We start from the raw sequence: 20,787 nt of genomic DNA, 5'->3' as shown, positions 1-20,787 counted from the left end.
TATATAGTTATTAGGATATAGATGGCGCTAGTTTCAATGTAATAGTCGTTATGTTTTATTCGGTGCGGCAATGGCTATAGTCGTAAAGGAATAATTGTCTCGTCATTGGCTCATTGTTTTTCATGTTGCGTAGATTCGCCCGATGTTTTCGGGCGTTTTGAACTCAAGCACTGTTTTAGGATGAGCACATGAAAAAGAGCATTACGCTAAGCAGTTGCACGGCCCTGGCCCTGATTCTTTCGGTCAGTATGGCGACCGGTTGCAGCGCTACCACCAAGAAGTACTACGTGAGCGATTCGAGCAGTTCGACCCCGGTCGATCCGGGTAACGGCAACGGCGGGGGAGGCAATGGTGATGGTGACGGCTCCGGTGGCGGCGGCAATGGGGATGGCAGCGGCAACGGAGATGGTGGTGGTAACGATGGTAGCGATCCGCTCGCTGGTGGGACCATCAGCGATGTACAGGATCTGGTGGGCAGCACGGTGGAGGGCTCTCCGCTCGCCCCGGTCTCGGATCTGGTGGACAACCTGGTCGATCCTGAGAGTGGCCTGCTGGCCCCGGTCACCGGCTTGGTGGACAACCTCACCGGAAGCGGTGGCGCCTTGCAGCCGGTCGGCGATCTGTTGGGGGGCGTGATCGGCAGCGACGGCGTTCTGCAGCCAGTGGTTGGTATCGTTAATGGTGTGCTGGCCGAAGGTAGCGTTGGCAGCGGCAGCGTGAGTCAACTGCAGACCACTGTGGGCCAACTGACCGGCAGCGAAGGCGGCCTGGCGCCGGTGAGCGATCTGGTCGATACGCTAGCCAACCCGAGCTCCGGCCTGCTGTCGCCGGTGACCGGCCTGGTGGATCGGGTGACCGGCCAGGGTGGTGCGCTGCAACCAGTCGGCGACCTGACGGGCGGCCTGCTTGGCGAGTCGGGCGCACTGTCTCCGATGCTCGGCACGGTCAACGGGGTGGTTGGTGGGCTCGGTTTGGCACCGGTGACCGATGCTGTCGGTGGCGTGGTAGGCGGGGTTAACGGTCTGGTCGATGGCGTGACCACCACCCTGGCTTCCGGCCAGACGGGCTCTGGTGTCATCACCGACGCGCAGGGCACGGTCTCCACTCTGGTGAACGGCACGGCGCTGGCCCCGGTGGGCGCGCTGGCGGACAACCTGGTCGATCCAGCCAGTGGCGTGCTGGTGCCGATGACCGGCCTGGTCGAGGGGCTGACTGGTCAGGGTGGCGCTCTGGAGCCGGTTGGAGGCCTGGTAGGTGGCTTGGTCGGTGAGGAAGGTGCACTGAGCCCGGTGGTTGGTACCGTCAACGGCCTACTGGTTGGTCTGACCGGTGCCGAGGGCGGTCTGCTCGGTGGTCTGACGGGCGGAGAGGATGGCCTGCTAGGCGGGCTGGTAGGTGGGGAGAGTGGGCTGCTCGGTGGACTGGCAGGGGGCGAGAATGGCCTGCTTGGCGGCCTGACTGGTGGTGGGGGCGGTTTGCTCGGCGGTGCCGGCGACGGCAGCGGTTCCATCGGTGCTGTGCAGGGTACGCTCGGTACGCTGACCGAGGGCACGGCACTAGCTCCGGTCGGTGGTCTGGTCAATGGCTTGGTCGATCCGTCCAGCGGTGCGCTGGCACCAGTGACCGGCCTGGTGGACAACCTCACCGCACCGAGCGGCGCCCTGGCCCCGGTTGGTGGTCTGGTGGGTGGTCTGGTCGGAGAGGAAGGCGCTCTGAGTCCGGTGGTCGGTACCGTCAACGGCCTACTGGTCGGTCTGACCGGTGCCGAGGGCGGCCTGCTCGGAGGCCTGACGGGCGGCGAGGGTGGCCTGCTCGGAGGCCTGACGGGTGGTGAGGGCGGCCTGCTCGGTGGTACGGAGGGAGTGCTCGGGGGGCTGACAGGCGGTGCCACGGGCGCTCTGCTGGGCGGTCTTGGCGGTGGTAGTGACGAAGGCAGCGGCGCCATCAGCGACGTGCAGGGTGCGCTCGGCACTCTGACCAACGGCACCGCCCTGGCCCCGGTCGGCGGCCTGGTCAACGGCCTGGTCGATCCATCCAGCGGCGCGCTGGCTCCGGTGACCGGCCTGGTGGACAACCTCACTTCACCGAGCGGTACGCTGGCCCCGGTCGGCGGTCTGGTGGGCGGCTTGGTCGGAGAGCAGGGCGCCTTGACTCCGGTGTTGGGCACCGTCAACGGTCTGGTTGGTGGGCTTGCCGGTGGCCTGACTGGAGACACCCAGGTTGGCAACGGCGGACTGCTTGGCGGGCTGCTCGGTGGTCTTGGTGGCGCCAGCCAGAACTGAACCCTCTTGACGCCCGGACGCGGCCCCCATGATCCATGGGTGTCGCGTCGGCGCTTGCGTACTTTTCCTTCCGGGCGGCCCCGCCGCATGTGCAGGCCCTCCGGAACGTCCCGTTTGTGCTGGCCCGTGCCCGGAGCAGCTTCCGGGCACGGGCCATGGAGTCCACAACATGCGTCCAAGCTCCCCCCGTTTCCTTCCCTCCCTGCTCCTGTTGGCGGCGGCTCCGACCTGGGCCGATTCTCCCGCATTCCTCAACAGCAACGACGTGGACAGCGTGCTGCCCGCGCCCAACCTGCCGGCCGAGGAATACCGGCCGCGGATTCCTGACGCGCAGTTGTCCGCACCGCGCCAGCAGCGTTTGCCAATGAGCCTGCCGATCGACCTGCGCAACGTGCAGATCGAAGGTGGCAGCGTCTATCCCTTCGAGGAGATCGCCGGGCTGTTCGAGCCGCTGATTGGCCGCAAGGTGGCCCTGCGCGAGCTGTTGGCCGTTACCGAAGACATCACCAGGCGCTACCAGACGGACGGATACGCGTTGTCCTATGCCTACGTTCCCGCTCAGAACCTGGACAGCGGCCAGGTCCGGGTAGTGTTGGTCGAGGGGTATATCAGTGCACACGAAGTGCGTGGCAAGGCTGGCCGTTCCCAGGCCTACATCGACCGACTGGCCGCCAAGCTGATCGGCGAGCGCCCGCTGCGCAAGGCATCCTTCGAGCGCTACACCACGCTGATGGCGCAAATCCCGGGTATGACCGTGCGCGCCAGTGTCGCCCCGCCGAGCACCACCGACGGTGCGGTTACCCTGGTCACCGAGGCGGCACTGCGGCCGTTCGCCGCTTCCGCCAGCCTTGCCGACGACAGCCAGGACGACCTGCAGGCGGTGATCGGTGTGAGCAGCAACTCGCTGACCCGAGTGGGCGAGCAATTGAGCGTAAGCGTCCTGGCCCCGCCGGGCGAGGACAACGAGCGATACGCGCGCCTGGACTACAGCCAGTTCGTCGACGACGAAGGCACTCGCGTGCAGGCATTTGCCTCCACCTACCGTAGCGACCCCAAGGATCTGGTGGCGATCGGCGGTACCAGCACCGAGCAGAGCCGTCGCAATGACCGCCTTTCCCTGGGGGTGAGCCATCCGTTTCTGGCCAGCCCACGGGAAACGCTCAACGGCACGGCGCGTCTGTACGCTGTCGAGGACAAACGTGACTACGCTCGGCTGTCGCCTCTGCCGGTGGTTCAGAAGGCCGTGGAGCTGGAAAGCCGTGTGCGGGTGCTGGCGCTGGAGGGTGATTGGCGCCAGGCCGATGCCGGACGCTTGCGTATGTTGAGTGCCGGTTTCTATCAGGGCATCGATGGATTGGGTGCCGAGAGTGAGGTGCGCGTGCTGGGCGACAAGGTGCGCAGCTACCACGACCTCGACTTCCAGCGTCTGCGTCTCTCTGGCCTGCAGAGCGACCAGCTGGGTGGGAACTGGCAGGGGGTGCTGTCTGGCGCCTTCTACTGGTCCGGCGATACCCTGCCGGAAAGCGAGCAGGTGTTGTTTGGCGACCGCAACTTCGGTCGCGGCTACCCGGACGACCAGACACGAGGCGACAAGGGCTGGGGCCTGGGCTATGAGCTGAACCGAAGCTTCGCTTATGACGGCAACTGGCTGCGCCTGGTACAGCCATACGCAGCGCTGGATGCGGCGCGTGCCTGGTACAACCGCGACGGCGCTTCTTCCGAGCTGTCCTCGTTCGCCTTGGGGGTACGCATTGGTGACCGGCGGCACTACAACCTTGCGCTGGAAGCGGCCAGGCCGCTGGGCGACCGGGCGATCGACAGCGGGGACCGCGCGCCTCGAGTAGGCTTCACCCTGAGTTATTGGTTGTAGGTACTGTTTGCACCGCAGCGGACAAGCAGACGCATGGTCCGGAGGGCGGTTGGCTCAGTACCCGGCTGTAGCTCCGATGGAGCCCTCCTTCCCTGCCGGGAAAGAGGGCTGTTCGGTACCCTCGTGGTCAGGCCATGGAGCGCACGCGAGGGCATGCAGCAGCCAACTCACTGGAATGCCCGATCTTCATGACCTTACGAGAAGAGCTATCGCACGACTGCGGCGCGTGGAGGGTTCAGCAATTGCTATCCGGGAACAGGCGCTGAAGAACCGTGAACAGGTGTTCATAGTAGATGGGCTTGGGCAGGAAGTCGACGACGCCCAGGCGGAACAGGCCGATGACGTCGTGCATGTCGGCGTGGCCGGACATGCCGATGACCGGCAGGGTGGAGCCGCGAGGGCCGTTGCGCAGCCGCTGCAGGAGGCTCAGGCCGCTGGCGTCGGGCATGCGCAGGTCGCTGATGATCAAGGCGATATCATCATGCTGTTCGAGCAATGCCAGCGCAGCCTCGACGCTAGGTGCGCACAGGCAATGAAAGCCGCAGCCGGTCAGCAGCTCGTCCAGTTCAGTGAGAAATTCCGCTTCGTCATCGACCAGCAGCAGTGTCGTCATGATGGGCTCATGAAATGAGCCAGGCGTGGCGAGGTGCCTGGCGAACTCAAACCGGCGTGAATGCGTAGATATCGCTCAACCCAGTTTCAGCGCTTCCTGGATTCTGTCAAATACATCCGCGAGATTATCTCCGATCAGTCCAGCGCCAGTAATGATAGCCACTGCGATCAAGCCGGCGATGATTCCATATTCGATCGCCGATGCGCCTTCCTCGCGGCGCAGAAAAGTTTGAATTCTGTAATAAAGGGAAATGATCTTGCCTTGCATCTGAATGGTCCTTTTCGACGGAGGATGGTCTGCCCGGCATGTTATCCCTGAGTGCACTTTTCGAATATATAGATAAAGCATTAAGCATATTGTGCGATGGGCGTTGCCAATTACTTTGGGTCTAATTCGCTGCACCGTTGGGGATGACTGTTGGAAACAGTGCTCCCCATTAGTTCGTGCGTCGGAGTTCCTTCGTCGCATCGATTTTCCGTTCGCTGTATCCCCTGCCAACATCCGTCCGCCATCTTTCCGCTGAGCCGGGAAGTGGAGGGTGGGAGAGGACGGATGTCGCCATTCACGGTCGTAAGGAGAACGCCGTCATGAGTAGTCGATTTACCCTGCTGCTGGCCGGCATCCTGCTGGTCGGTGCGCTCGTCGCGGGGTACTGGGGCGTGAGACTGTCGCGCCAGTCCGAACCGGCACCACTCCAGCCCCAGTTGGAACCGCCTGCATTGGCGGATGTGACGCAAATACCCGAGCGCGTCGAGGCGCGCCTCGAGGAGGAGCGACGTAATCCCGTGGTGGTGCTGGCCCGCGATCTCAAGCCGCTGGTGCCCATCGTCGCTGAGGACCTGGCAGTCGAGCACTTGCGCATCGCCCCGCCGGGCAGCTTCGCCAGGGTCGAGGAACTGCTCGGCCGCACCCTGTGGCGCGAGCTACCGGCCGGCAGCATGCTGAACGCGGCCTCCTTCGAGATGGGCGGGCCGCTGGCGCGAATGATCCGCCCGCAGGAGCGTGCCCTGGCCATTGCGGTAGACGACGTGGTAGGTGGCGGCGGCCACCTGGCGCCTGGCGACTACGTGGACGTGATGCTCTACCTACGCGAGAGCGAGAAGAACCGTGACCAGACGGCGCAGGTAGTGATCCCCGCTCTGCGCGTGCTCAGCTTCGGCGAGGCGCTTGGTGCCACCAATACCGGCGAGCCGGCCGTGAGAGCCGAGCGTGAGGAGGACAAGGAGCAACGTGTGACGCGGCGCAAGGAGCCCGCGCGTACCGCGGTATTGGCCGTGCCCGAGCAGCTGTTGAGCCGTTTCCTGCTCGCTTCGCAGGTCGGCGTCCTGCGTCTGGCGGTACGTAGCGCCGATGAACACTTGCTCGCCGACTACTATGCCGGCGCGCCCCTGGCGAGTGACGTCGAGGAGCTCAAGCGCCAGCTGTTCCAGTTCGAGAAGCTTGCCTTGCGCCAGGCACGCCAGCCGCAGAGCGGTCTGGTCCGTCCTCGGGCGATGGCAGTCCAGGTCTACCGCGGGACTGACGTGTCCCGGCAAACCCCCTGATTGGCAAGGATGCGGAAGATGAACCACGCAAGAAGAACCCTGTCCGCGACCCTGCTCGTGACATCGTTGGGCGGCTTCGCCGCTGCTTCGCTGCCGCTCTCTGCACGGGCCACCTGCGGCGATTTGCAGCCAGCTCCCGCGGTGCTGGAAGTCGCTCAGGGCATGCAACGCGAGCTGCGCTTCCCGGTGCCGATCCAACGCCTGGCGGTGGGCGACCCCGAAGTCGCCGACGTACGCCTGACCAATCGCAACGGCTTTTTACTAATCGGCCGCAAGGGAGGTGCGACCAACGTCAGCGTATGGACCACCTGCTCGCCCGAGCCGCGGCAAAGCATGGTTTTCGTGCAGGGCGCGGCGACCCACGCGGTGGCCCGGCCGGTGCTGCCGCAATACGATGAGCCGGAATTGCCCAGCCAGGTGCAGACCGATATCCGCTTCGTCGAGGTCAACCGAAGCAAGCTCAAGGAAGTCGGCATCAACATCTTCGGCACCCAGTCCAACAATTTTCTGTTCGGTTCGCCGGGTAGCGCGCCCGACAGTGTACCGGTCGGTGGGGCCAACGGTCTGACTCCGGGCGCTGCGCTGCCGCTGTCGCCGAATGGCTTCAACATCGTCTGGGGCGGCGGCAGCAGCAAGTTCCTCGGCGTACTCAATGCACTGGAGAACAGCGGCTTTGCTTATACCCTGGCACGCCCCAGCCTGGTGGCGCTGAGCGGTCAGAGCGCCAGCTTCCTGGCCGGCGGCGAGTTTCCGGTGCCGGTGCCGAGCAGCGGCAGCGACTCGGTGACCATCGATTACAAGGCATTCGGCGTGCGTCTGATCCTGACGCCGACGGTGGTCGCCCGCGAGCGCATCGCCCTGAAGGTGGCGCCGGAGGTCAGCGAGCTGGATTTCAACAATGGTGTGACGATCCAGGGCACCACTGTGCCCGCGTTGAACGTACGGCGTACCGATACCACGGTATCCCTGGCCGATGGCGAGAGCTTCGTCATCAGCGGCCTGATCAGCGCGCGCAACACCTCGGCGGTGGATAAGCTGCCGGGCCTCGGTGACCTGCCGGTGCTGGGCGCCTTCTTTCGCTCCTCGCGCATCGATCGCGAGGAGCGTGAACTGCTGATGGTGGTCACGCCGCGCCTGGTACAGCCGCTGGCCGCCGACAGCCGGGTGCCGGAGCTGCCCGGCGAGAAGCTGCGCCAGTACGACCCGAGCGTGCTGGATCTGCTGCTGTTCGAGGATGGCAGCTTCGATCGCCGCAATGGCTTGTCGTGGTAAGGAGCGGGAGTTGAGCATGGAATACACTTTTCTCGCCGCCGCGCAGAACGTGGACGATGGTGTCTGGTTACAGGAGACCCTGGCCCCGTTGGGGCAGGTCCTCAAGTCCTCGGACCATATGGAGGAACTGCTCGGATTGATCGAAGTGACCGGTGCCAGCCTGGTCTTCGTTGGCATCGACCGCGAGCACATGGTGAGCCAGTGCGCACTGGTCGAGGGGCTGCTGGAGGCACGGCCGATGCTGGCGGTGGTCGGCATCGGCGATGGCTTCGACAACCAGCTGGTGATCTCCGCCATGCGCGCCGGTGCCCGCGACTTCATTTCCTACGGCCTGCGCAGCAGCGAAGTACTGGGCCTGGTGCGACGCCTCATCCAGCGCCTGCCGCAATTGCCGGCGCATCGCGAGCAGGGCGGGCTGACGCTGCTCTACGGTGTGCAGCCGGACGCCGGCGCGGCGCTGGTGGCCAGCCAGTTGGCGCTCGGTCTCCAGACCCGTGGCCAGGATGTTCTGCTGGTCGACCTCGGTATGCCGGGCGGAGAAAGCTTGGATCTGCTGGGGGTCGAATCCACCTTCAGCTTCGGCGATGCCCTGCGTAACTTGCGACGTCTGGATAGCGATCTGATTGACAGTGCTTTCTGCCGTCACCCTGGCGGCCTGCGCGTGCTGCCCTTGGGCAGTGGCGACGAGCCCCTGGCCGCCAGCACTTCGGCTGAACTCTACCTGTTGCTTGGCGCTCTGCGCCAGAGCTTCGCCCATGTGGTCCTGAACCTCTGCGGGCAGCCGGATAGCGATGCCCTGCGTACCTGCATCAACAACGCCCAGCGCCTGTACTGGTATGTCGACCAGGGGGTTTCTACCTGCCGGCGTAACCTTGACCAGTTGCAGGCTTGGCAGGGCAAGGGCATCAAGCTGGAAGGGGCAGCACTGCTGGTGGATCGCTACATCCCCGGGGTGGCGCCCGATGCCATGACCCTGGCGCACACCTTCGAGTTGCCGCTGGCCGCCAGCCTGCCGGGTTCGGCATCTCTGCGTCTGCGGGTGCTCAACCAGGGACGGCCATTGTCCCGCCTGGCACCGCGCGATGCCCTGACCCGCGCCATCGAGCGGCTGGTCGAGCAAGGCGCGGGCACGCCCGTGCGCCGCTGGCTGCCGTATCTGCTGGGGCGGTTCGCATGAGCCGCGGCCGCTTGTTCGGCGCCGGCCAGACGTCTCTCGGCAACCGCAGCCTGAAGGCGGCATTGCATCGCCACATCATCGACGCCCTCGAAGATGAGGGGCATAACTTGCTGGATGGCACCCGGCAGATGCTGGCACAGTTCGTCGCCGAGCGGGTCGGCGACTACGTACGCAACCGCCAATTGGCGGTGTCCCGATACGAGATGGACCAGTTGGGCGAGGAACTGGTCGACGAACTGGTCGGCTTCGGCCCGCTGGAGGTGCTGCTGCGCGACGCCTCGGTGACCGAGATTCTAGTCAACGGCCCGCAACGGGTATTCGTCGAGCGTAACGGCGTGCTGCAGCACAGCGACCTGCGCTTCATGGACGAGCGCCATCTGCAGCGGGTGATCCAGCGTATCCTGGCGCCGGTCGGCCGGCGCCTCGACGAGTCCTCGCCAATGGTCGATGCGCGCATGCCCGATGGCAGCCGGGTCAATGCGGTGATCCCGCCGGTGGCCTTGGACGGCCCCTGCCTGTCGGTGCGCAAATTCCGCAAGGATATGCTCAAGAGCGCCGACCTGCTGGCCTCGCGCTCGCTGAGCAGGGAGATCCTCGAATTCCTCGACATGGCGGTAGCGCGGCGCTGCAACATCCTGGTCAGCGGTGGTACCGGGACCGGCAAGACGACCCTGCTCAACCTGCTCAGCCAGAACGTCTCCGCTCACGAGCGGATCGTCACCATCGAGGATACTGCCGAGCTGCAGCTCAAGCACGATCACGTGGTACGCCTGGAGACACGGCCGCCGAACGCCGATGGCCATGGTGAGGTGAGCGCCCGCGATCTGGTGCGCAACGCCCTGCGCATGCGCCCGGACCGCATCATCCTTGGCGAGATACGCGGTGCTGAAGTGCTCGACGTGCTAACGGCGATGAATACCGGTCACGACGGCTCGATGAGCACCGTGCATGCCAACAATGCGACCGACGCCCTGCTGCGTCTGGAGACGCTGGTGGGCCTGTCCGGGGTGCAGGTGGCAGAGCGCACCCTGCGTCAGACCGTCTGTGCGGCGATCGATCTGGTGATCCAACTGACCCGTCTGGCCGATGGCCGCCGTTGCGTCAGTGAAGTTCTCGAAGTGGTTGGCCTGCGTGAGGGCCAGTACGTCACCAACACGCTGTTCCGTCTGGAGCGGCGCGGCAGCGGCGGCTTCCTGCGCGAGGCGGTGAACCCGGCCGGGGAAAAGCTGCGCAGCGATAGCTAGGCCGCACAAGGAGGAACGCGAATGATGGCGGTGATGGGGTTGGTGGCTCTGGTGAGCCTGGCAGCGGGAAGTATCCTGTTGCGCCGCGGCTTGCGCCAGGCCCGCTCGGAGCAGGTATTGCAGCGGCTGACCAACGCACAGCCGGCCCAGGCACGTGGCGCAGGCCGGCAGCGGCTGGAGCGCGCGTTGCTGCGCGCCGGCCTGCAGGTGGATGGTCGACACCTGGGCGCTTGGTTGATGAGCTGGCTGGCAGGCCTGGTGCTAAGTGCCCTGCTCGGTGGCAGCTGGCCGCTGTTGCTGGCGATGGCGCTGCTGCCGCCCCTGGTACTGCGCGCCTACCTGGCCTGGCGCTACCGGCAGCGGGTACGGCGGATGATCGAACAGTTGCCGCCGTTCCTTGATCAGGTGATCCGCAGCCTGAAGTCCGGCCGCACTCTGGGCGACGGCGTCCTGCTGGCCATGCAGAATGCGGTCGAGCCACTGCACGCGGGCTTTGCCCGCAGCCGCCGCAATATCGAGCGGGGCATGCCGCTGGACGAGGCTCTGGACGACTTCGCCGAACTCTACGAGCAGGACGAATTCCGCATCCTCGCTCTCGGCGTGCGGGTCAACCAGCGCTACGGCGGCAACGCCAGCGAGCTGCTGGAAAACCTTATCGGCATGATCCGCGATCGCGAGCGGGCCGCCCGCCAGCTGCGGGCGATGACCGGCGAGACGCGCATCTCGGCGCTGGTTCTGGCCGGCCTGCCGGTCTCCCTGGCTGCGTACATTTTCATCAGCACCCCGGCATTCCTGCTCGGCCTGTGGGCAGATGCTACCGGCAAGCTGGTGTTGTTGGCCGCCTTGGTACTGCAGGCCGCCGGCAGCTTCCTACTGTGGCGCATGCAGAGGAGTGTCTGATGAACGGCCCGACGATTCTCAGCGTGGCACTGCTGCTGGCCGCCGCCGTGTTGCTGGTGAGCAATATCCTGCGTCAGCACTGGCACCGCCGCCAGGTGGTGGAGCGCCTGGGCGTGGGCGACGTGGCGCGCGGTGCGCGGTTGTTGCACGAACTCGACAGCGGCTCTCTGGTCCGCCGCGCGCGCAGCCTGGACCCGGAGGTGCGCCAACTGCTCGACCGCTTGGGTTGGCGGCAGGCGCGTCAGCGCACCCTGTTCCTGGTCATCCAGTTCGGCCTGCCACTGCTGCTGGCCGGCCTGGCCGTTCTTACCGGGTGGCTGGCGCCTGGGGCGCAGCAGCATGCCTGGCTGGCGCCGCTGTTCGCCCTGGGCATCGGCTACCTGGTGCCCAAGCGGCTTCTGGCCCGGGCGGCCGCGGCGCGCCAGGCGTGTCTGGCCCTGGAGATTTCCACGGCCATCCCGCTGCTGCGCATCCTCTTCGAAGTCGGCATGACCGTCGAGCAGGCATTGCGCGTGTTGGCCGCCGAGGGCCAGGGGATTCTTCCCGAATTGGCTGCCGAGCTGCGGCAGGCCCTGCAGCGGGTCGATGCCGGCCTCGAATTGGGCCAGGAGCTGCGCCATGTGGCTGCACTGGTCGATGTGGATGAGGTCACCGATTGCTTCGTGATCCTCGAGCAGCTGATCCAGCAGGGGGGCGGCGCCATGGCTTCGCTGCTGACGATGAAGCGGCTGATCGACGATCGACGCATGAGCGCCTTGCAGGAAAAGGTCTCCAAGCTGTCGGCGAAGATGTCCGTGGTCATGATCACTTTTCTTTTTCCGGCCCTGCTGATCGTACTGGCAGGGCCGGGTTTCATAGCGATTATCCGGGCCCTGGGAGAAATAGGATGAGGCGATTGAGCAGTTTGCTGTTGGTCATCGGAACCTTGACCGGATGTGCGGGCGGGCCCTCGGGCTCGCCCTGGCTGATCGAGCGCATATCGTCGTCGCCGTCGACCTGCGCGCCGCTGACCCATGATCAGGAACTGGCCATTAACCTGTCCCAGGAGATGTTCGAGGGCGGTCGTCTGCATGCGGCGTTGGCCAACCTTGAACGGCTGCCGGGCGATTTGCCGGAGGCCCGCCTGCGCAAGGCGCGTATCCTGCGCCTGTTGGGCCGCAGCGAAGCGCAAGGGCTGTACCGCGGGTTGCTCGGCAGTTGCCTGACAGCCGAGGCCCATCATGGCTTGGGGCAGTTGGCCGCCAGTGCCAGGCGCTACGACGAAGCGCTGGAACACCTGCGTGGCGCCGTCAGCCTGGTGCCGACCGACGATGCCATGCGCAACGACCTCGGTGTGGTTTACCTGAACCTGCGCCAATTGCCGGAGGCCCACTTCGAGCTGGTCACTGCGCTGGAGCTGAACGAGCGCGACAACCGGGCGGCGGAGAACCTGTTGACCCTGTTGCTATACCAGAATCGCTGGCCTCAGGCCAGCGAGCTGGTGAGTCGCCGCAAACTGACGCCGGCGCAGTTTCGCGAGGCCGAGCAGCGCGCGCTGCGCTTGCGCGAGGAGGATGCCCCGGGCGCCGCGAAGGGGGCCGCCGCCGTGTCGCCGGCCAAGCCGGCGACGACCATGGCGCCCTCTCCGGTCGTAGTGCCGTCCGCGTCGGTGGCGAGTGCCGACGCGCCACGGCCATCGGTCGTCCTCGTTGCACAACCGTCTTCCGCCGCGCCGCCGACTCCGGCCCGCAGCGGGGTGCAACGGGTACAGTCGGCCGCCGTACGCCAGGTGGTACCGATCACCGGTATCGAATAACCCGTCGGGATAGGCTTCGTGGTTCTGAATGAGGAGACAATGAAATGCTGAAACGAGCCATTGGGGGGGCCGCTCTGTTGTTATCGCTGGGGGCGGCTGCTGACGAGGGCGGGAGGTTGGTTGCCGCTGTGCCGACGACGAGCGACGCCTGGCTGCAACTGCAGCGCGAGGGTGGCGCGGCTTCCAGGCATCCACAGCAGGCGACGCCAGCCGAGCGTGAACTGGCCCTGCAGCGCTGGCTGGAGAGCTTCAAGCACCCGATTCCGGAGTTCTTCGAAGAGGATGTCGGGGATAGCGTGCAGCGCTGAAGGTCAGGGCCGGGTGTATGAAGAGCGGGTGTCCCCCGTGGCTCATAGATAGGGTTGGCTGGGCGACAAGGCCAACGCCAACTGGGTGCGATTGTGCATGTTGGTGATGCGCAGGATCTGCGAAACGTAGAGTTTGACCGTGTTTTCACGAATGCCCAGTGCGCAGGCGATCTGGTAGTTGGTCATGCCCCGGGAGATCAGTTGTAACACCTCGAACTGGCGGCGGGACAGCTTGTTGGCCAGCGAGTCGGCGGGCTGTCGGGCCAGCATATGGGCTTCCGGGGCCTGCGCCGGCAGTTGCTGGAACTTGTGGATGTCCAGGCAGAGCTCCTCCAGCGACGAGGTAAGGTTTTGCAGGCGCTGGCTGAGGTTGCCTAGGTGCTGCTCGCGGTTTCGCTTGTCGAGCCGACTGGCGAGTCGTTCGACGCCAGCGAGCAGGTCGGCGAGGTGCAGCGGTTTCTGATAGTAGTCGGCGAAGCCGGTGCGCATGGCTTGGATGACGTCCTGCTTGTCAGATTGCCCAGTGAACAGGATGGCTTCGAAAGAACGATGCCCGCCGGCCTGTTCGTGCAGGGTTTGCACCAGCTGGATGCCATTGATGCCCGGCATGTAGAGGTCGGTCAGGACGATAGAGATCGCGGGGTCGCCATGGAAGCGCTCGAAGGCTTCCTGCGATGATCCCGCGCCGACGCAACTGTGACCATGCTCGCAGAAGAACTCACAAAGTTCTTCGACGATAAAAGGCTCGTTGTCAATAATGAGAATTTTATGTGTAGCTGTATTATTCATGATGGGACCCTATTCCGTTCTTAATGAGGGCAAGGCTGAGTTGAGGATGTTGTTCTAAGACAGTACTTGTTTTTTTGGTGATTATACGGAAGCAGTAATCCCATGTTGATATTGGTCAATGCTTTTCTGGACTGTTGGTCGAAAGTGTTAATTCTTTAGTTATACGAGCAGCGCAGTCGCACCCAGGAAACCCACTAGCAGAAACGGTATGTAAGGGAGCCGCTGGATGTTTTCCGGCGCGAAATGCGCCAGGCTCGTGCGGGTGGCCGCAGGCAGGTACCGCCATAGGCGGGCTGCCGCCAGGCCCCAGACCACAAGGGCCAGGCCGGCGCCGACGACACTGAACAGCAGGTGCATGAGGTCGCTGGCCAGGCCCAGCACGGCCAGCAGTTTGACGTCGCCGGCGCCCATCTGGCCCCGGCGATATCCGGGCACGCCCAACAGCAGGCCGGCCAGCAGGGCCATCATGGCTTGGTTCCAGGATGCGCCGGTCAGTGTCTGGCTGGACAGCAGCAGGACCAGCAGTGCACCGATCAGGCCGATACCGACGAGCAGGTTGGGGACACGCTGAAAACGGGCATCGATAGCGGCGCACAGCAATATCCAGGCAATCAGAATTATTTGCAGCATTACCCTCTCTCCGGGTCACTAGAAACGACGGCCTATCATAGGTAACTGGTGTTTCTGATGAAGACTTTTAATTCTAGGAAACAGCGGCAGTTTCCGTCCTTCTGTTGCTCGGGGGTTTGAAGTTCTGGGCAGGGATATGAACGACCAATTGAATCGATTCAGTGCAAGTCAAAAATCGGGCGCCATTAATTGTGTGATGGATGTATCAATTTGGCAGGGGCTTTATATCGAACTGGATACAGCGGGCAGAGTGCGTGACTGCAAGGGTGCGTTGGCGGCACGGCTGGATGGTTCGGTGAATACTGCGGACGTCGAACTCGCACATTTGCTGGCCGAGCCACCCGCCTGGACCGTCGAGGACTTTTCGATGCTGGAGGGCCAGACACTCGATCTGGCTTTCAAGGGAAGAGCCGGTGTCCGCCTGCACACCCGGGGCTGGCTGGAGCGGTTGCCCGGTGGCTGGTCGCTGCGGCTGCTGGATGTGAGCGATCAGGTCGAGCGCGCCAGGGCGCAGGAAAGGCGCCTACGGCTGCTGGATCATGGCGCTGAGCTGGCACGACGCTTGCGATTGGCGCGTAATACCGACCGGGATACGCTGCTGGACGAGTTCCTCGAAGGCTTGGTTCTGCGCCTGGCCATCCCCGGCGCGGGGGTGCTGGTGGTCCAGGCGGATCGGCGCTGGCGGCTGGCCCGCCGGTTCGTGCGACCGGGAGCGCCGGCCTTCCCCGATGAGCGCACGTTGCAGCGACTGCCGGGCCTGGTCGAGACCGCGCCGCGAAGCGTGCGACTGGACGCCACCGGCGACCTCTGGCTGGTGCCCCATAGAGGGCGCGACGGCGTCGAGGCGTGTCTGGTGTGCCATGCCGGGGTGGCCGAGACCACTGACTTGACCGGCGAAGACTGGATGCGACTGGTGGACGGCGTGGTTGCCCCCTGGCTCCAGCACCTACGCGACGAGACCCGCAGGGAGGAAGACGAGCGCAATGCGTGCCTGCAGGACATGCTCGGCAGCGGCTGGTGGGAATACTGCTCGCAGACCGGCCGCTACCTGCTCGCGCCCTGCCTGGGGGATGCGTTGGGGGTGGCTAGGGCGTCGGAAGTGGATTGGCCTGCCCTGGTGCACCCGGCGGACCGCGACGAATTCCGTGTTCGCTTGGCCGACGTTACAGCCGCAGGCGGGCAGTTCGCGCAGGCCCTGCGCCTGTCCGTGGCGGGGAACTGGCGCTGGTTCCGGCTGAGCGCCCGGGCGCAGCGGCAGCGGATCATCGGTTTCGCCGTCGACATTGACGATATCAAGGCGAACGAAGCGGTTGCGGCGGCGGCCACCGCGCGCTTGGAGAGCCTGGTGGACAGCGCCCCGGCCATCATTTACGTGCAGCATTGCGAGGAGGGCGTGCTGCGGCCGGAATTTTTCAGCGCAAGTCTCGAGGTCGTGCTGGGCTGGACGCTGGCCGAGCTGTGCGAACGCTCGCTGCTGTCATTGGTGCATGAGGACGACCGGGACATCTTCCTGGAGCGCACGCGCCGGCTACTACGTGAGGGCAAGGCGAGCTGTCACTATCGCATGCGTGATCGCCACGGCGGCTATCACTGGATACTCGACGAGGCCAAGATGCTGCGTGACGACTACGGACGGCCACTGGAAGCGGTCGGGCTGTATCTCGACGTGACCGAGGCGCGCGAGGCGGCTGAGCGGGTCCGGCAGAGCGAGGAGCGCTACCGCCTGCTAGTGGAGGACTCGCCCAGTATGATCTGCCGTTACCGCCCGGACCTGTCCCTGAGTTTCGCCAACCGTCCGCTGCTGGACTACCTGGGCTGCCCGCCGGAGCTGGTCGGCAGTCTGAGCCTGGTGGACTATTTGTCTGACGAGCAGTGCGAGGCATTTCGCCGGCGCATTGCTGCGCTGACGCCGGAACAACCGCTGTGCACTGCGGAGATCCGTGTGCAATTGCCGGGACATGAGCACGCCTGGTGGCTATGGGCGGAGCGTGGGGTCTTCGACTGCGCGGGGCGGCTCGTCGAGATTCAGGCGGTCGGTCGCGACGACACGGAGCTGCACCGTTCCCGCCAGCAACTGCACCAGAGTGCGAAGATGGCCACTCTGGGAACCATGGCCACGGGTATTGCCCACGAGATCAGCCAGCCGCTCAACGTGATGCGGGCGGCGCTGATGAATCTGCTCAAGCGCGTGGAGAACGGTGGGCTGACCGATGAGTACCTGGCGGCCAAGCTCGAACGCATCGAGGGGCAGGTCCAGCGCGCCGCGCGGATCGTCAATCACATGCGCGGCTTCGGCCGGCGTTCCGAGGTCGAATGGCAACGCTTCCGGCCACGGGCGGCCATCGAGGGGGCCGTCGCTCTGATATGCGAGGATATGCAACAGCAGGGTATCCGGCTGGAGTTGGAGCTGGTTGAACTACCGGAGGTCTGCGGCCACGCTGACCAACTGGAGCAAGTACTGATCAATCTGCTGGTCAATGCGCGAGATGCCTTGCTGGAACGCAAAGCGCGCGAGCCGACACTGCAGCCGTGGGTCCGGCTGGGCGCCGGGGCACGGGAGGGGCGGGTTCGGGTCGAGGTGCAGGACAATGCCGGTGGCATCGAGCCGGAGCTGTTGGAGCGGGTGTTCGATCCGTTCTTCACCACCAAGCCGGTGGGACAGGGCACAGGCCTCGGGCTGTCCGTGAGCTACGGCATCATTCGCCAGATGGGGGGGGAACTGACGGCGCGCAACGAGTCGTCGGGCGCCTGCTTCAGCGTCGATCTGCCGGCTGGCTAGTGGGCAGCAGTCCATTTCGACGTTCATGGCCCGATACCGCGTTGCGGTCTTCGCTGTAGCCCTGTGGTTCGTCGCGTCTTGGGAACCCAGGACCGTTCGGTGGTGTTAATCCGCTAACCGCACAGGCCGCTAGATGAGCGTTTGGTGAACCTGGCACACCATCCCGATGGACGGCTGGAATCTCCAGGCGCGGGGCAAGGTCTCTGTGACAGGCTCATTGCTTCGAGATGCTCGATGAAGACCTTGTCCCGCCACCTGGCCGAAACCTTCACCTCACAGTACCGCACGCGCGTCGAGCCGCAGGCGGACGGCCGCCTGGTGGTCCATGTCGGCTACCCGATCAACGGCACCGAGGCGACACGGGTCATGGCGGGGCACCAGGTGCAGAACACCCTGCTGGTGGAGACCATTCTCGAAGATATGCGCAACGAGCTGGCCCGCCCGCACTAGGCGCTACCCCTTGTTGGAGCAGGCCCTGCCTGCGAACGACACCACATCCGTTCCATGGCCATGGCACAGGATGCCTTTTGCAGGAGCCTGGGGGACGCCGAGTCCTTGCGGGCGATCGGCGCGCAACGCCGATGCTCGCCGGCAAGCCGGCTTTCTGTAGGAGCGGGCCATGTCCGCGATTCGCGCGCATGGCGCGCTCCTACAGGAACCTGCCCCCTGTTTGCTGCGCGACAGCGTTGCTGCTTGGTCCCGCCTCAACGTCCCGCCGGCAGGCGGATCGTGACCCGCAGCCCGCCCAGCGGGCTGTCGTCCAGTGTCCATTCGCCGCGCCAGGCCGCGACGATGTCGTCGACGATGCCCAGCCCGAGGCCATGGCCCTGTGCCGACTCGTCCAGGCGGGCGCCGCGGGCGAGAACCTTCTCGCGCTGCGCCGGCGCGATGCCCGGGCCGTCGTCCTCGACGCGCAGCCGATAGCCGCCGTCGGCCTGTTCGATGGTCAGCACGACCTTGCTCCGGGCCCATTTGCAGGCGTTGTCCAGCAGGTTGCCGAGCAGCTCCAGCATGTCCTCGCGGTCGCGCGGCAGGCGGCAGCCGGGCGGGGCCTGCCAGCGCAGGTCGAGGTCCTGGCGGTGGATCATCGCCAGCGTTTCGAACAGCGCCGGCAGCTCCGCGTCGCAGTCGAAGTGCGCGCCGGGCAGCACGTCCGCGGCCAGCCGGGCGCGGCCGAGTTCGCGGCTGACGCGCTGCTGGATCTGCGCCAGTTGCTCCTGCAGCCCCGCCTGTAGCTCCGGATAGGCGGCCAGTTCCTCGCGCCGGGTCAGGCTGCCGAGCACCGCCAGGGGCGTCTTCAGTGCATGGCCGAGGTTGCCCAGCGCGTGGCGCGAGCGCTGCAGGGTGTCTTCGGTGTGCGCCAGCAGGTGGTTGATCTGCGCCACCAGCGGCTGCAGCTCCAGCGGCGCCTGGCTGTCGAGCTGCTGGCGCTGGCCCTGCTGCAGTTGCGCGATCTGCTGGCGGATGCGCTCCAGCGGGCGCAGCGCCAGGGCCATGGCGTAGCGCTGCACCAGCAGGAACACCAGCAGCGCCACGCCGACCAGACCCAAGCCGCTCAGGCGCACCCGGGCGAAGCTGTCGAGCACCGGCGTGTAGTCCTGCGCGACGCTGATGACGATGGGCTGGCCTTCGCGCCGGTACTGCGCGCGATAGCTCAGCAGGCGCTGCCGTTGCGGGCCGTCCAGCAGTTCGCTGGCCAGGCCGGGCGTCTGCGGCCATTGCGGCGTGGCGTCCCAGAGCGAGCGCGAGCGCCAGGTGCGGTCGGGCAGCTGGATCTGGAAATAGTGGCCGGAAAAGGCCCGCTGGTAGCGCGGGCTGAGCCGCTGGGTATCCAGCTGCACGCCGTCGGGGCCGTTGACCACGGCGATCAGCAGGCCCTCGGCTTCTTCGCGCAGGTCGGCCTCCAGGCTGCGCTTGAGGCCTGCTTCGAACAGCCAGAGGCTGGTCTGCAGCAGCAGCAGGGCGACCACCAGCAGTGCCGCGACCAGCCCCAGGGCGAGGCTGCGCTGGATGGATCTCACGGCTGGTCGCCGAAGCGATAGCCCTGGCCGCGGCGGGTTTCGATCAGTTCGCGACCGAGCTTGCCGCGCAGGCGGTTGACATGCACCTCGATGACGTTGGAGTCGCGCTCGGTCTCGCCGTCGTAGAGGTGTTCGGCCAACTGGGTCTTCGACAGCAGCTGGCCGGGATGCAGCATGAAGTAGCGCAGCAGGCGGAATTCGCCGGCGGTCAGTGCGATTTCCTCGCCGTTCTTGCGGCAGCTCTGGCGGCCCTCGTCCAGCTCCAGCCCGCCGGCGCGCAGCAGCGGCTGGTTGGCCAGGCCATGGGCGCGGCGCAGCAGGGCCTGGATGCGCAGCAGCAACTCCTCGGGATGGAAGGGTTTGGTCAGGTAGTCGTCGGCGCCGGCCTTGAGCCCCTCGATGCGCTCGGCCCAGGAGCCGCGGGCGGTGAGGATCAGCACCGGTGCCGTCAGCCCGCGCGCGCGCCAGTCGCGCAGCACCTCGAGCCCCGGTTTGCCGGGCAGGCCGAGGTCGAGCACGATGAGATCGTAGGGCTCACTGGTGCCCTGGTAATCGGCGTCGCGGCCATCGGCCAGCCAGTCGATGGCATAGCCGTGGCGGCCGAGGCTGGCGGCCAGTTCGTCGGCCAGGGGCACGTTGTCTTCGACCAGCAGCAGGCGCATTCAGTCTTCCTCATCCTTGAGCAGGCGGCCGTCGCGGGCATCGAGTTCCAGCTCGCGGGCGACGCCCTCGGCGGTGAGCAGTTCGATCTCGTAGACGTAGATGCCGTCCTCCTCCTCCAGCTCCGCTTCCAGCAGGCGTGCGCCCGGATAGCGCTCCAGGGCGTGTTGCAGCAGGTTTTCCAGCGGCATGATGAGGCCCTCGCGGCGCAACCGCAGGGCTTCGTCCTGGTCCAGGTCGCGGCTCGCCACCGGGGTGGCGGCGAGCAGCAGGGCCAGGGGGAGTGTCAGGGAAAGGGAGGCGCGCATCGCTGGCATCAGTCGTCCTGTTGGTCCTTCAGCACTTCGCCGGTCTTGGCGTCGAGCTCCAGGTCCCATTGCACACCTTTGGCGTCGCGCAATTCAAGCTGGTAGACGTAGCGGCCGTATTCTTCCTCCAGCTCGGTTTCCTCGACGGTGGCGCCGGGGTGCTTGGCCAGGGCCGCTTCGTTGAGTTTCTCGAAGGACAGGATGGTGCCGGCATCGCGCAGGCGCAGGGCCTCGTCCGGGCCGAGGTCCTTGGCCAGTGCCAGGTTGGCGCCGAAGGCGAGGGTGGCGGCGGTCAGTACGGTTGCGAGGGTTTTCATGGTGGGTTACCTGTGGTTGGTTTCGACGCTGCACAGGTTACGGCCATGGGCTTACGCGAAGCTGAACGCCCCGCGTCGCCGAGACAGGCATCCCTCGCTCGCGTGCGACGGCCGCCGCCGCGCATCGTCAGCTTCCGGCGCCACAGGCGACTAGCAGGCCGTTGAAAAACTCGGCTTCAACTGCCCCAACCCGTCCGGTTTGGCGCTTTTTCAAGCGCTTTGGCCTAACGGAGTCCAAACAAGGCCTGACTTCAGGCCTTTTTGACAGGTTTCAGCAC

20 protein-coding genes are annotated in these 20,787 nt (G+C 65.5%); 12 read left to right on the top strand and 8 right to left on the bottom strand.

Features of this window, described 5'->3' with window-relative positions:
* Positions 1-287 precede the first annotated feature (287 nt).
* Both CXK94_RS19180 and CXK94_RS19175 read left to right on the top strand, forming a co-directional pair.
* Positions 288-2,282, top strand: a complete 1,995-nt coding sequence (locus CXK94_RS19180) for a hypothetical protein (RefSeq protein WP_146032320.1) — start codon at positions 288-290, stop codon at positions 2,280-2,282.
* Positions 2,283-2,451: 169 nt separating this feature from the next.
* Positions 2,452-4,152 carry a ShlB/FhaC/HecB family hemolysin secretion/activation protein gene (locus CXK94_RS19175; RefSeq protein WP_102895504.1) on the top strand — a complete coding sequence of 567 codons (1,701 nt, stop codon included), beginning with the start codon at positions 2,452-2,454 and terminating at the stop codon, positions 4,150-4,152.
* Between the two features lie 235 nt (positions 4,153-4,387).
* Here the strand turns inward: CXK94_RS19175 and CXK94_RS19170 are convergent, their stop codons facing one another.
* Together CXK94_RS19170 and CXK94_RS19165 are read right to left on the bottom strand one after the other, a co-directional pair.
* A complete protein-coding gene (locus CXK94_RS19170) occupies positions 4,388-4,765 on the bottom strand; it encodes a response regulator (protein WP_037039593.1) in 378 nt (125 codons plus the stop codon).
* Between the two features lie 75 nt (positions 4,766-4,840).
* Entirely contained in the window at positions 4,841-5,032 is a 192-nt protein-coding gene (locus CXK94_RS19165) for a Flp family type IVb pilin (RefSeq protein ID WP_102895503.1), read from the bottom strand.
* Positions 5,033-5,352: 320 nt separating this feature from the next.
* On the opposite strand from CXK94_RS19165, the gene cpaB reads away from it, so the two are divergent.
* From cpaB to CXK94_RS19125, 8 genes are read left to right on the top strand one after another with little or no spacing between them, the layout of a single operon-like run.
* Positions 5,353-6,309, top strand: a complete 957-nt coding sequence (gene cpaB / locus CXK94_RS19160; RefSeq protein ID WP_102895502.1) for a Flp pilus assembly protein CpaB — start codon at positions 5,353-5,355, stop codon at positions 6,307-6,309.
* Between the two features lie 9 nt (positions 6,310-6,318).
* On the top strand, positions 6,319-7,581 hold the full coding sequence (locus CXK94_RS19155) for a type II and III secretion system protein family protein (RefSeq protein ID WP_423835250.1): 1,263 nt from the start codon (positions 6,319-6,321) through the stop codon (positions 7,579-7,581).
* A 16-nt stretch (positions 7,582-7,597) separates the two neighbouring features.
* The gene (locus CXK94_RS19150; RefSeq protein ID WP_102895500.1) at positions 7,598-8,758 is read left to right on the top strand and encodes a pilus assembly protein; all 1,161 of its coding nucleotides are present in this window, start codon (positions 7,598-7,600) and stop codon (positions 8,756-8,758) included.
* Complete coding sequence (locus CXK94_RS19145; RefSeq protein ID WP_037039605.1) at positions 8,755-10,002, top strand: CpaF family protein; 1,248 nt, start codon at positions 8,755-8,757, stop codon at positions 10,000-10,002. The genes CXK94_RS19150 and CXK94_RS19145 overlap by 4 nt, the downstream gene beginning before the upstream one ends.
* A 21-nt stretch (positions 10,003-10,023) precedes the next feature.
* The gene (locus CXK94_RS19140) at positions 10,024-10,902 is read left to right on the top strand and encodes a type II secretion system F family protein (RefSeq protein ID WP_102895499.1); all 879 of its coding nucleotides are present in this window, start codon (positions 10,024-10,026) and stop codon (positions 10,900-10,902) included.
* Positions 10,902-11,792: a type II secretion system F family protein gene (locus tag CXK94_RS19135; protein WP_102895498.1), complete on the top strand. Its 891-nt coding sequence runs from the start codon at positions 10,902-10,904 to the stop codon at positions 11,790-11,792. Before CXK94_RS19140 ends, CXK94_RS19135 begins: the two co-directional genes overlap by 1 nt.
* 5 nt (positions 11,793-11,797) lie before the next feature.
* Entirely contained in the window at positions 11,798-12,697 is a 900-nt protein-coding gene (locus CXK94_RS19130) for a tetratricopeptide repeat protein (RefSeq protein ID WP_256046174.1), read from the top strand.
* Positions 12,698-12,741: 44 nt separating this feature from the next.
* Positions 12,742-13,005 (top strand): DUF3613 domain-containing protein, encoded by a 264-nt coding sequence (locus CXK94_RS19125; protein WP_102895497.1) that lies wholly within the window; start codon positions 12,742-12,744, stop codon positions 13,003-13,005.
* A 42-nt stretch (positions 13,006-13,047) separates the two neighbouring features.
* Here CXK94_RS19125 and CXK94_RS19120 read toward each other — a convergent pair whose 3' ends face one another.
* The gene (locus CXK94_RS19120; protein ID WP_102895496.1) at positions 13,048-13,794 is read right to left on the bottom strand and encodes a response regulator transcription factor; all 747 of its coding nucleotides are present in this window, start codon (positions 13,792-13,794) and stop codon (positions 13,048-13,050) included.
* Positions 13,795-13,953: 159 nt separating this feature from the next.
* Positions 13,954-14,424 carry a prepilin peptidase gene (locus CXK94_RS19115; RefSeq protein WP_102895495.1) on the bottom strand — a complete coding sequence of 157 codons (471 nt, stop codon included), beginning with the start codon at positions 14,422-14,424 and terminating at the stop codon, positions 13,954-13,956.
* A gap of 136 nt (positions 14,425-14,560) precedes the next feature.
* Between CXK94_RS19115 and CXK94_RS19110 the strand changes: the two genes are divergently transcribed.
* Positions 14,561-17,203, top strand: coding sequence for a PAS domain-containing sensor histidine kinase (locus tag CXK94_RS19110; protein WP_256046173.1), 2,643 nt, complete (start codon positions 14,561-14,563; stop codon positions 17,201-17,203).
* Between the two features lie 234 nt (positions 17,204-17,437).
* Positions 17,438-17,653: a hypothetical protein gene (locus CXK94_RS19105; protein ID WP_037039617.1), complete on the top strand. Its 216-nt coding sequence runs from the start codon at positions 17,438-17,440 to the stop codon at positions 17,651-17,653.
* A gap of 254 nt (positions 17,654-17,907) precedes the next feature.
* Here CXK94_RS19105 and CXK94_RS19100 read toward each other — a convergent pair whose 3' ends face one another.
* From CXK94_RS19100 to CXK94_RS19085, 4 genes are read right to left on the bottom strand one after another with little or no spacing between them, the layout of a single operon-like run.
* The gene (locus CXK94_RS19100) at positions 17,908-19,224 is read right to left on the bottom strand and encodes a sensor histidine kinase (RefSeq protein WP_102895493.1); all 1,317 of its coding nucleotides are present in this window, start codon (positions 19,222-19,224) and stop codon (positions 17,908-17,910) included.
* A complete protein-coding gene (locus tag CXK94_RS19095; RefSeq protein ID WP_102895492.1) occupies positions 19,221-19,886 on the bottom strand; it encodes a response regulator transcription factor in 666 nt (221 codons plus the stop codon). Before CXK94_RS19095 ends, CXK94_RS19100 begins: the two co-directional genes overlap by 4 nt.
* Positions 19,887-20,192 carry a PepSY domain-containing protein gene (locus tag CXK94_RS19090; RefSeq protein ID WP_102895554.1) on the bottom strand — a complete coding sequence of 102 codons (306 nt, stop codon included), beginning with the start codon at positions 20,190-20,192 and terminating at the stop codon, positions 19,887-19,889.
* A gap of 8 nt (positions 20,193-20,200) precedes the next feature.
* Entirely contained in the window at positions 20,201-20,509 is a 309-nt protein-coding gene (locus CXK94_RS19085; RefSeq protein WP_037039619.1) for a PepSY domain-containing protein, read from the bottom strand.
* Positions 20,510-20,787: the final 278 nt, after the last annotated feature.

The sequence above is a fragment of the Stutzerimonas stutzeri genome (assembly GCF_002890915.1).
Classification (GTDB): domain Bacteria; phylum Pseudomonadota; class Gammaproteobacteria; order Pseudomonadales; family Pseudomonadaceae; genus Stutzerimonas; species Stutzerimonas stutzeri_AF.
The sequence above is the reverse complement of the archived record's forward strand: the minus strand, read 5'-3'. Positions and strand labels throughout refer to the sequence as shown.

What these genes read in the sequence shown, in the direction of transcription:
- CXK94_RS19175 (WP_102895504.1), top strand. Translation starts at nt 2,452, where the DNA reads ATGCGTCCAAGCTCCCCCCGTTTCCTTCCCTCCCTGCTCCTGTTGGCG.
- CXK94_RS19170 (WP_037039593.1), bottom strand. Translation starts at nt 4,765, where the DNA reads ATGACGACACTGCTGCTGGTCGATGACGAAGCGGAATTTCTCACTGAA.
- CXK94_RS19165 (WP_102895503.1), bottom strand. Translation starts at nt 5,032, where the DNA reads ATGCAAGGCAAGATCATTTCCCTTTATTACAGAATTCAAACTTTTCTG.
- cpaB (WP_102895502.1), top strand. Translation starts at nt 5,353, where the DNA reads ATGAGTAGTCGATTTACCCTGCTGCTGGCCGGCATCCTGCTGGTCGGT.
- CXK94_RS19155 (WP_423835250.1), top strand. Translation starts at nt 6,319, where the DNA reads ATGCGGAAGATGAACCACGCAAGAAGAACCCTGTCCGCGACCCTGCTC.
- CXK94_RS19150 (WP_102895500.1), top strand. Translation starts at nt 7,598, where the DNA reads ATGGAATACACTTTTCTCGCCGCCGCGCAGAACGTGGACGATGGTGTC.
- CXK94_RS19145 (WP_037039605.1), top strand. Translation starts at nt 8,755, where the DNA reads ATGAGCCGCGGCCGCTTGTTCGGCGCCGGCCAGACGTCTCTCGGCAAC.
- CXK94_RS19140 (WP_102895499.1), top strand. Translation starts at nt 10,024, where the DNA reads ATGATGGCGGTGATGGGGTTGGTGGCTCTGGTGAGCCTGGCAGCGGGA.
- CXK94_RS19135 (WP_102895498.1), top strand. Translation starts at nt 10,902, where the DNA reads ATGAACGGCCCGACGATTCTCAGCGTGGCACTGCTGCTGGCCGCCGCC.
- CXK94_RS19125 (WP_102895497.1), top strand. Translation starts at nt 12,742, where the DNA reads ATGCTGAAACGAGCCATTGGGGGGGCCGCTCTGTTGTTATCGCTGGGG.
- CXK94_RS19120 (WP_102895496.1), bottom strand. Translation starts at nt 13,794, where the DNA reads ATGAATAATACAGCTACACATAAAATTCTCATTATTGACAACGAGCCT.
- CXK94_RS19115 (WP_102895495.1), bottom strand. Translation starts at nt 14,424, where the DNA reads ATGCTGCAAATAATTCTGATTGCCTGGATATTGCTGTGCGCCGCTATC.
- CXK94_RS19110 (WP_256046173.1), top strand. Translation starts at nt 14,561, where the DNA reads ATGAACGACCAATTGAATCGATTCAGTGCAAGTCAAAAATCGGGCGCC.
- CXK94_RS19105 (WP_037039617.1), top strand. Translation starts at nt 17,438, where the DNA reads ATGAAGACCTTGTCCCGCCACCTGGCCGAAACCTTCACCTCACAGTAC.
- CXK94_RS19095 (WP_102895492.1), bottom strand. Translation starts at nt 19,886, where the DNA reads ATGCGCCTGCTGCTGGTCGAAGACAACGTGCCCCTGGCCGACGAACTG.
- CXK94_RS19090 (WP_102895554.1), bottom strand. Translation starts at nt 20,192, where the DNA reads ATGCGCGCCTCCCTTTCCCTGACACTCCCCCTGGCCCTGCTGCTCGCC.
- CXK94_RS19085 (WP_037039619.1), bottom strand. Translation starts at nt 20,509, where the DNA reads ATGAAAACCCTCGCAACCGTACTGACCGCCGCCACCCTCGCCTTCGGC.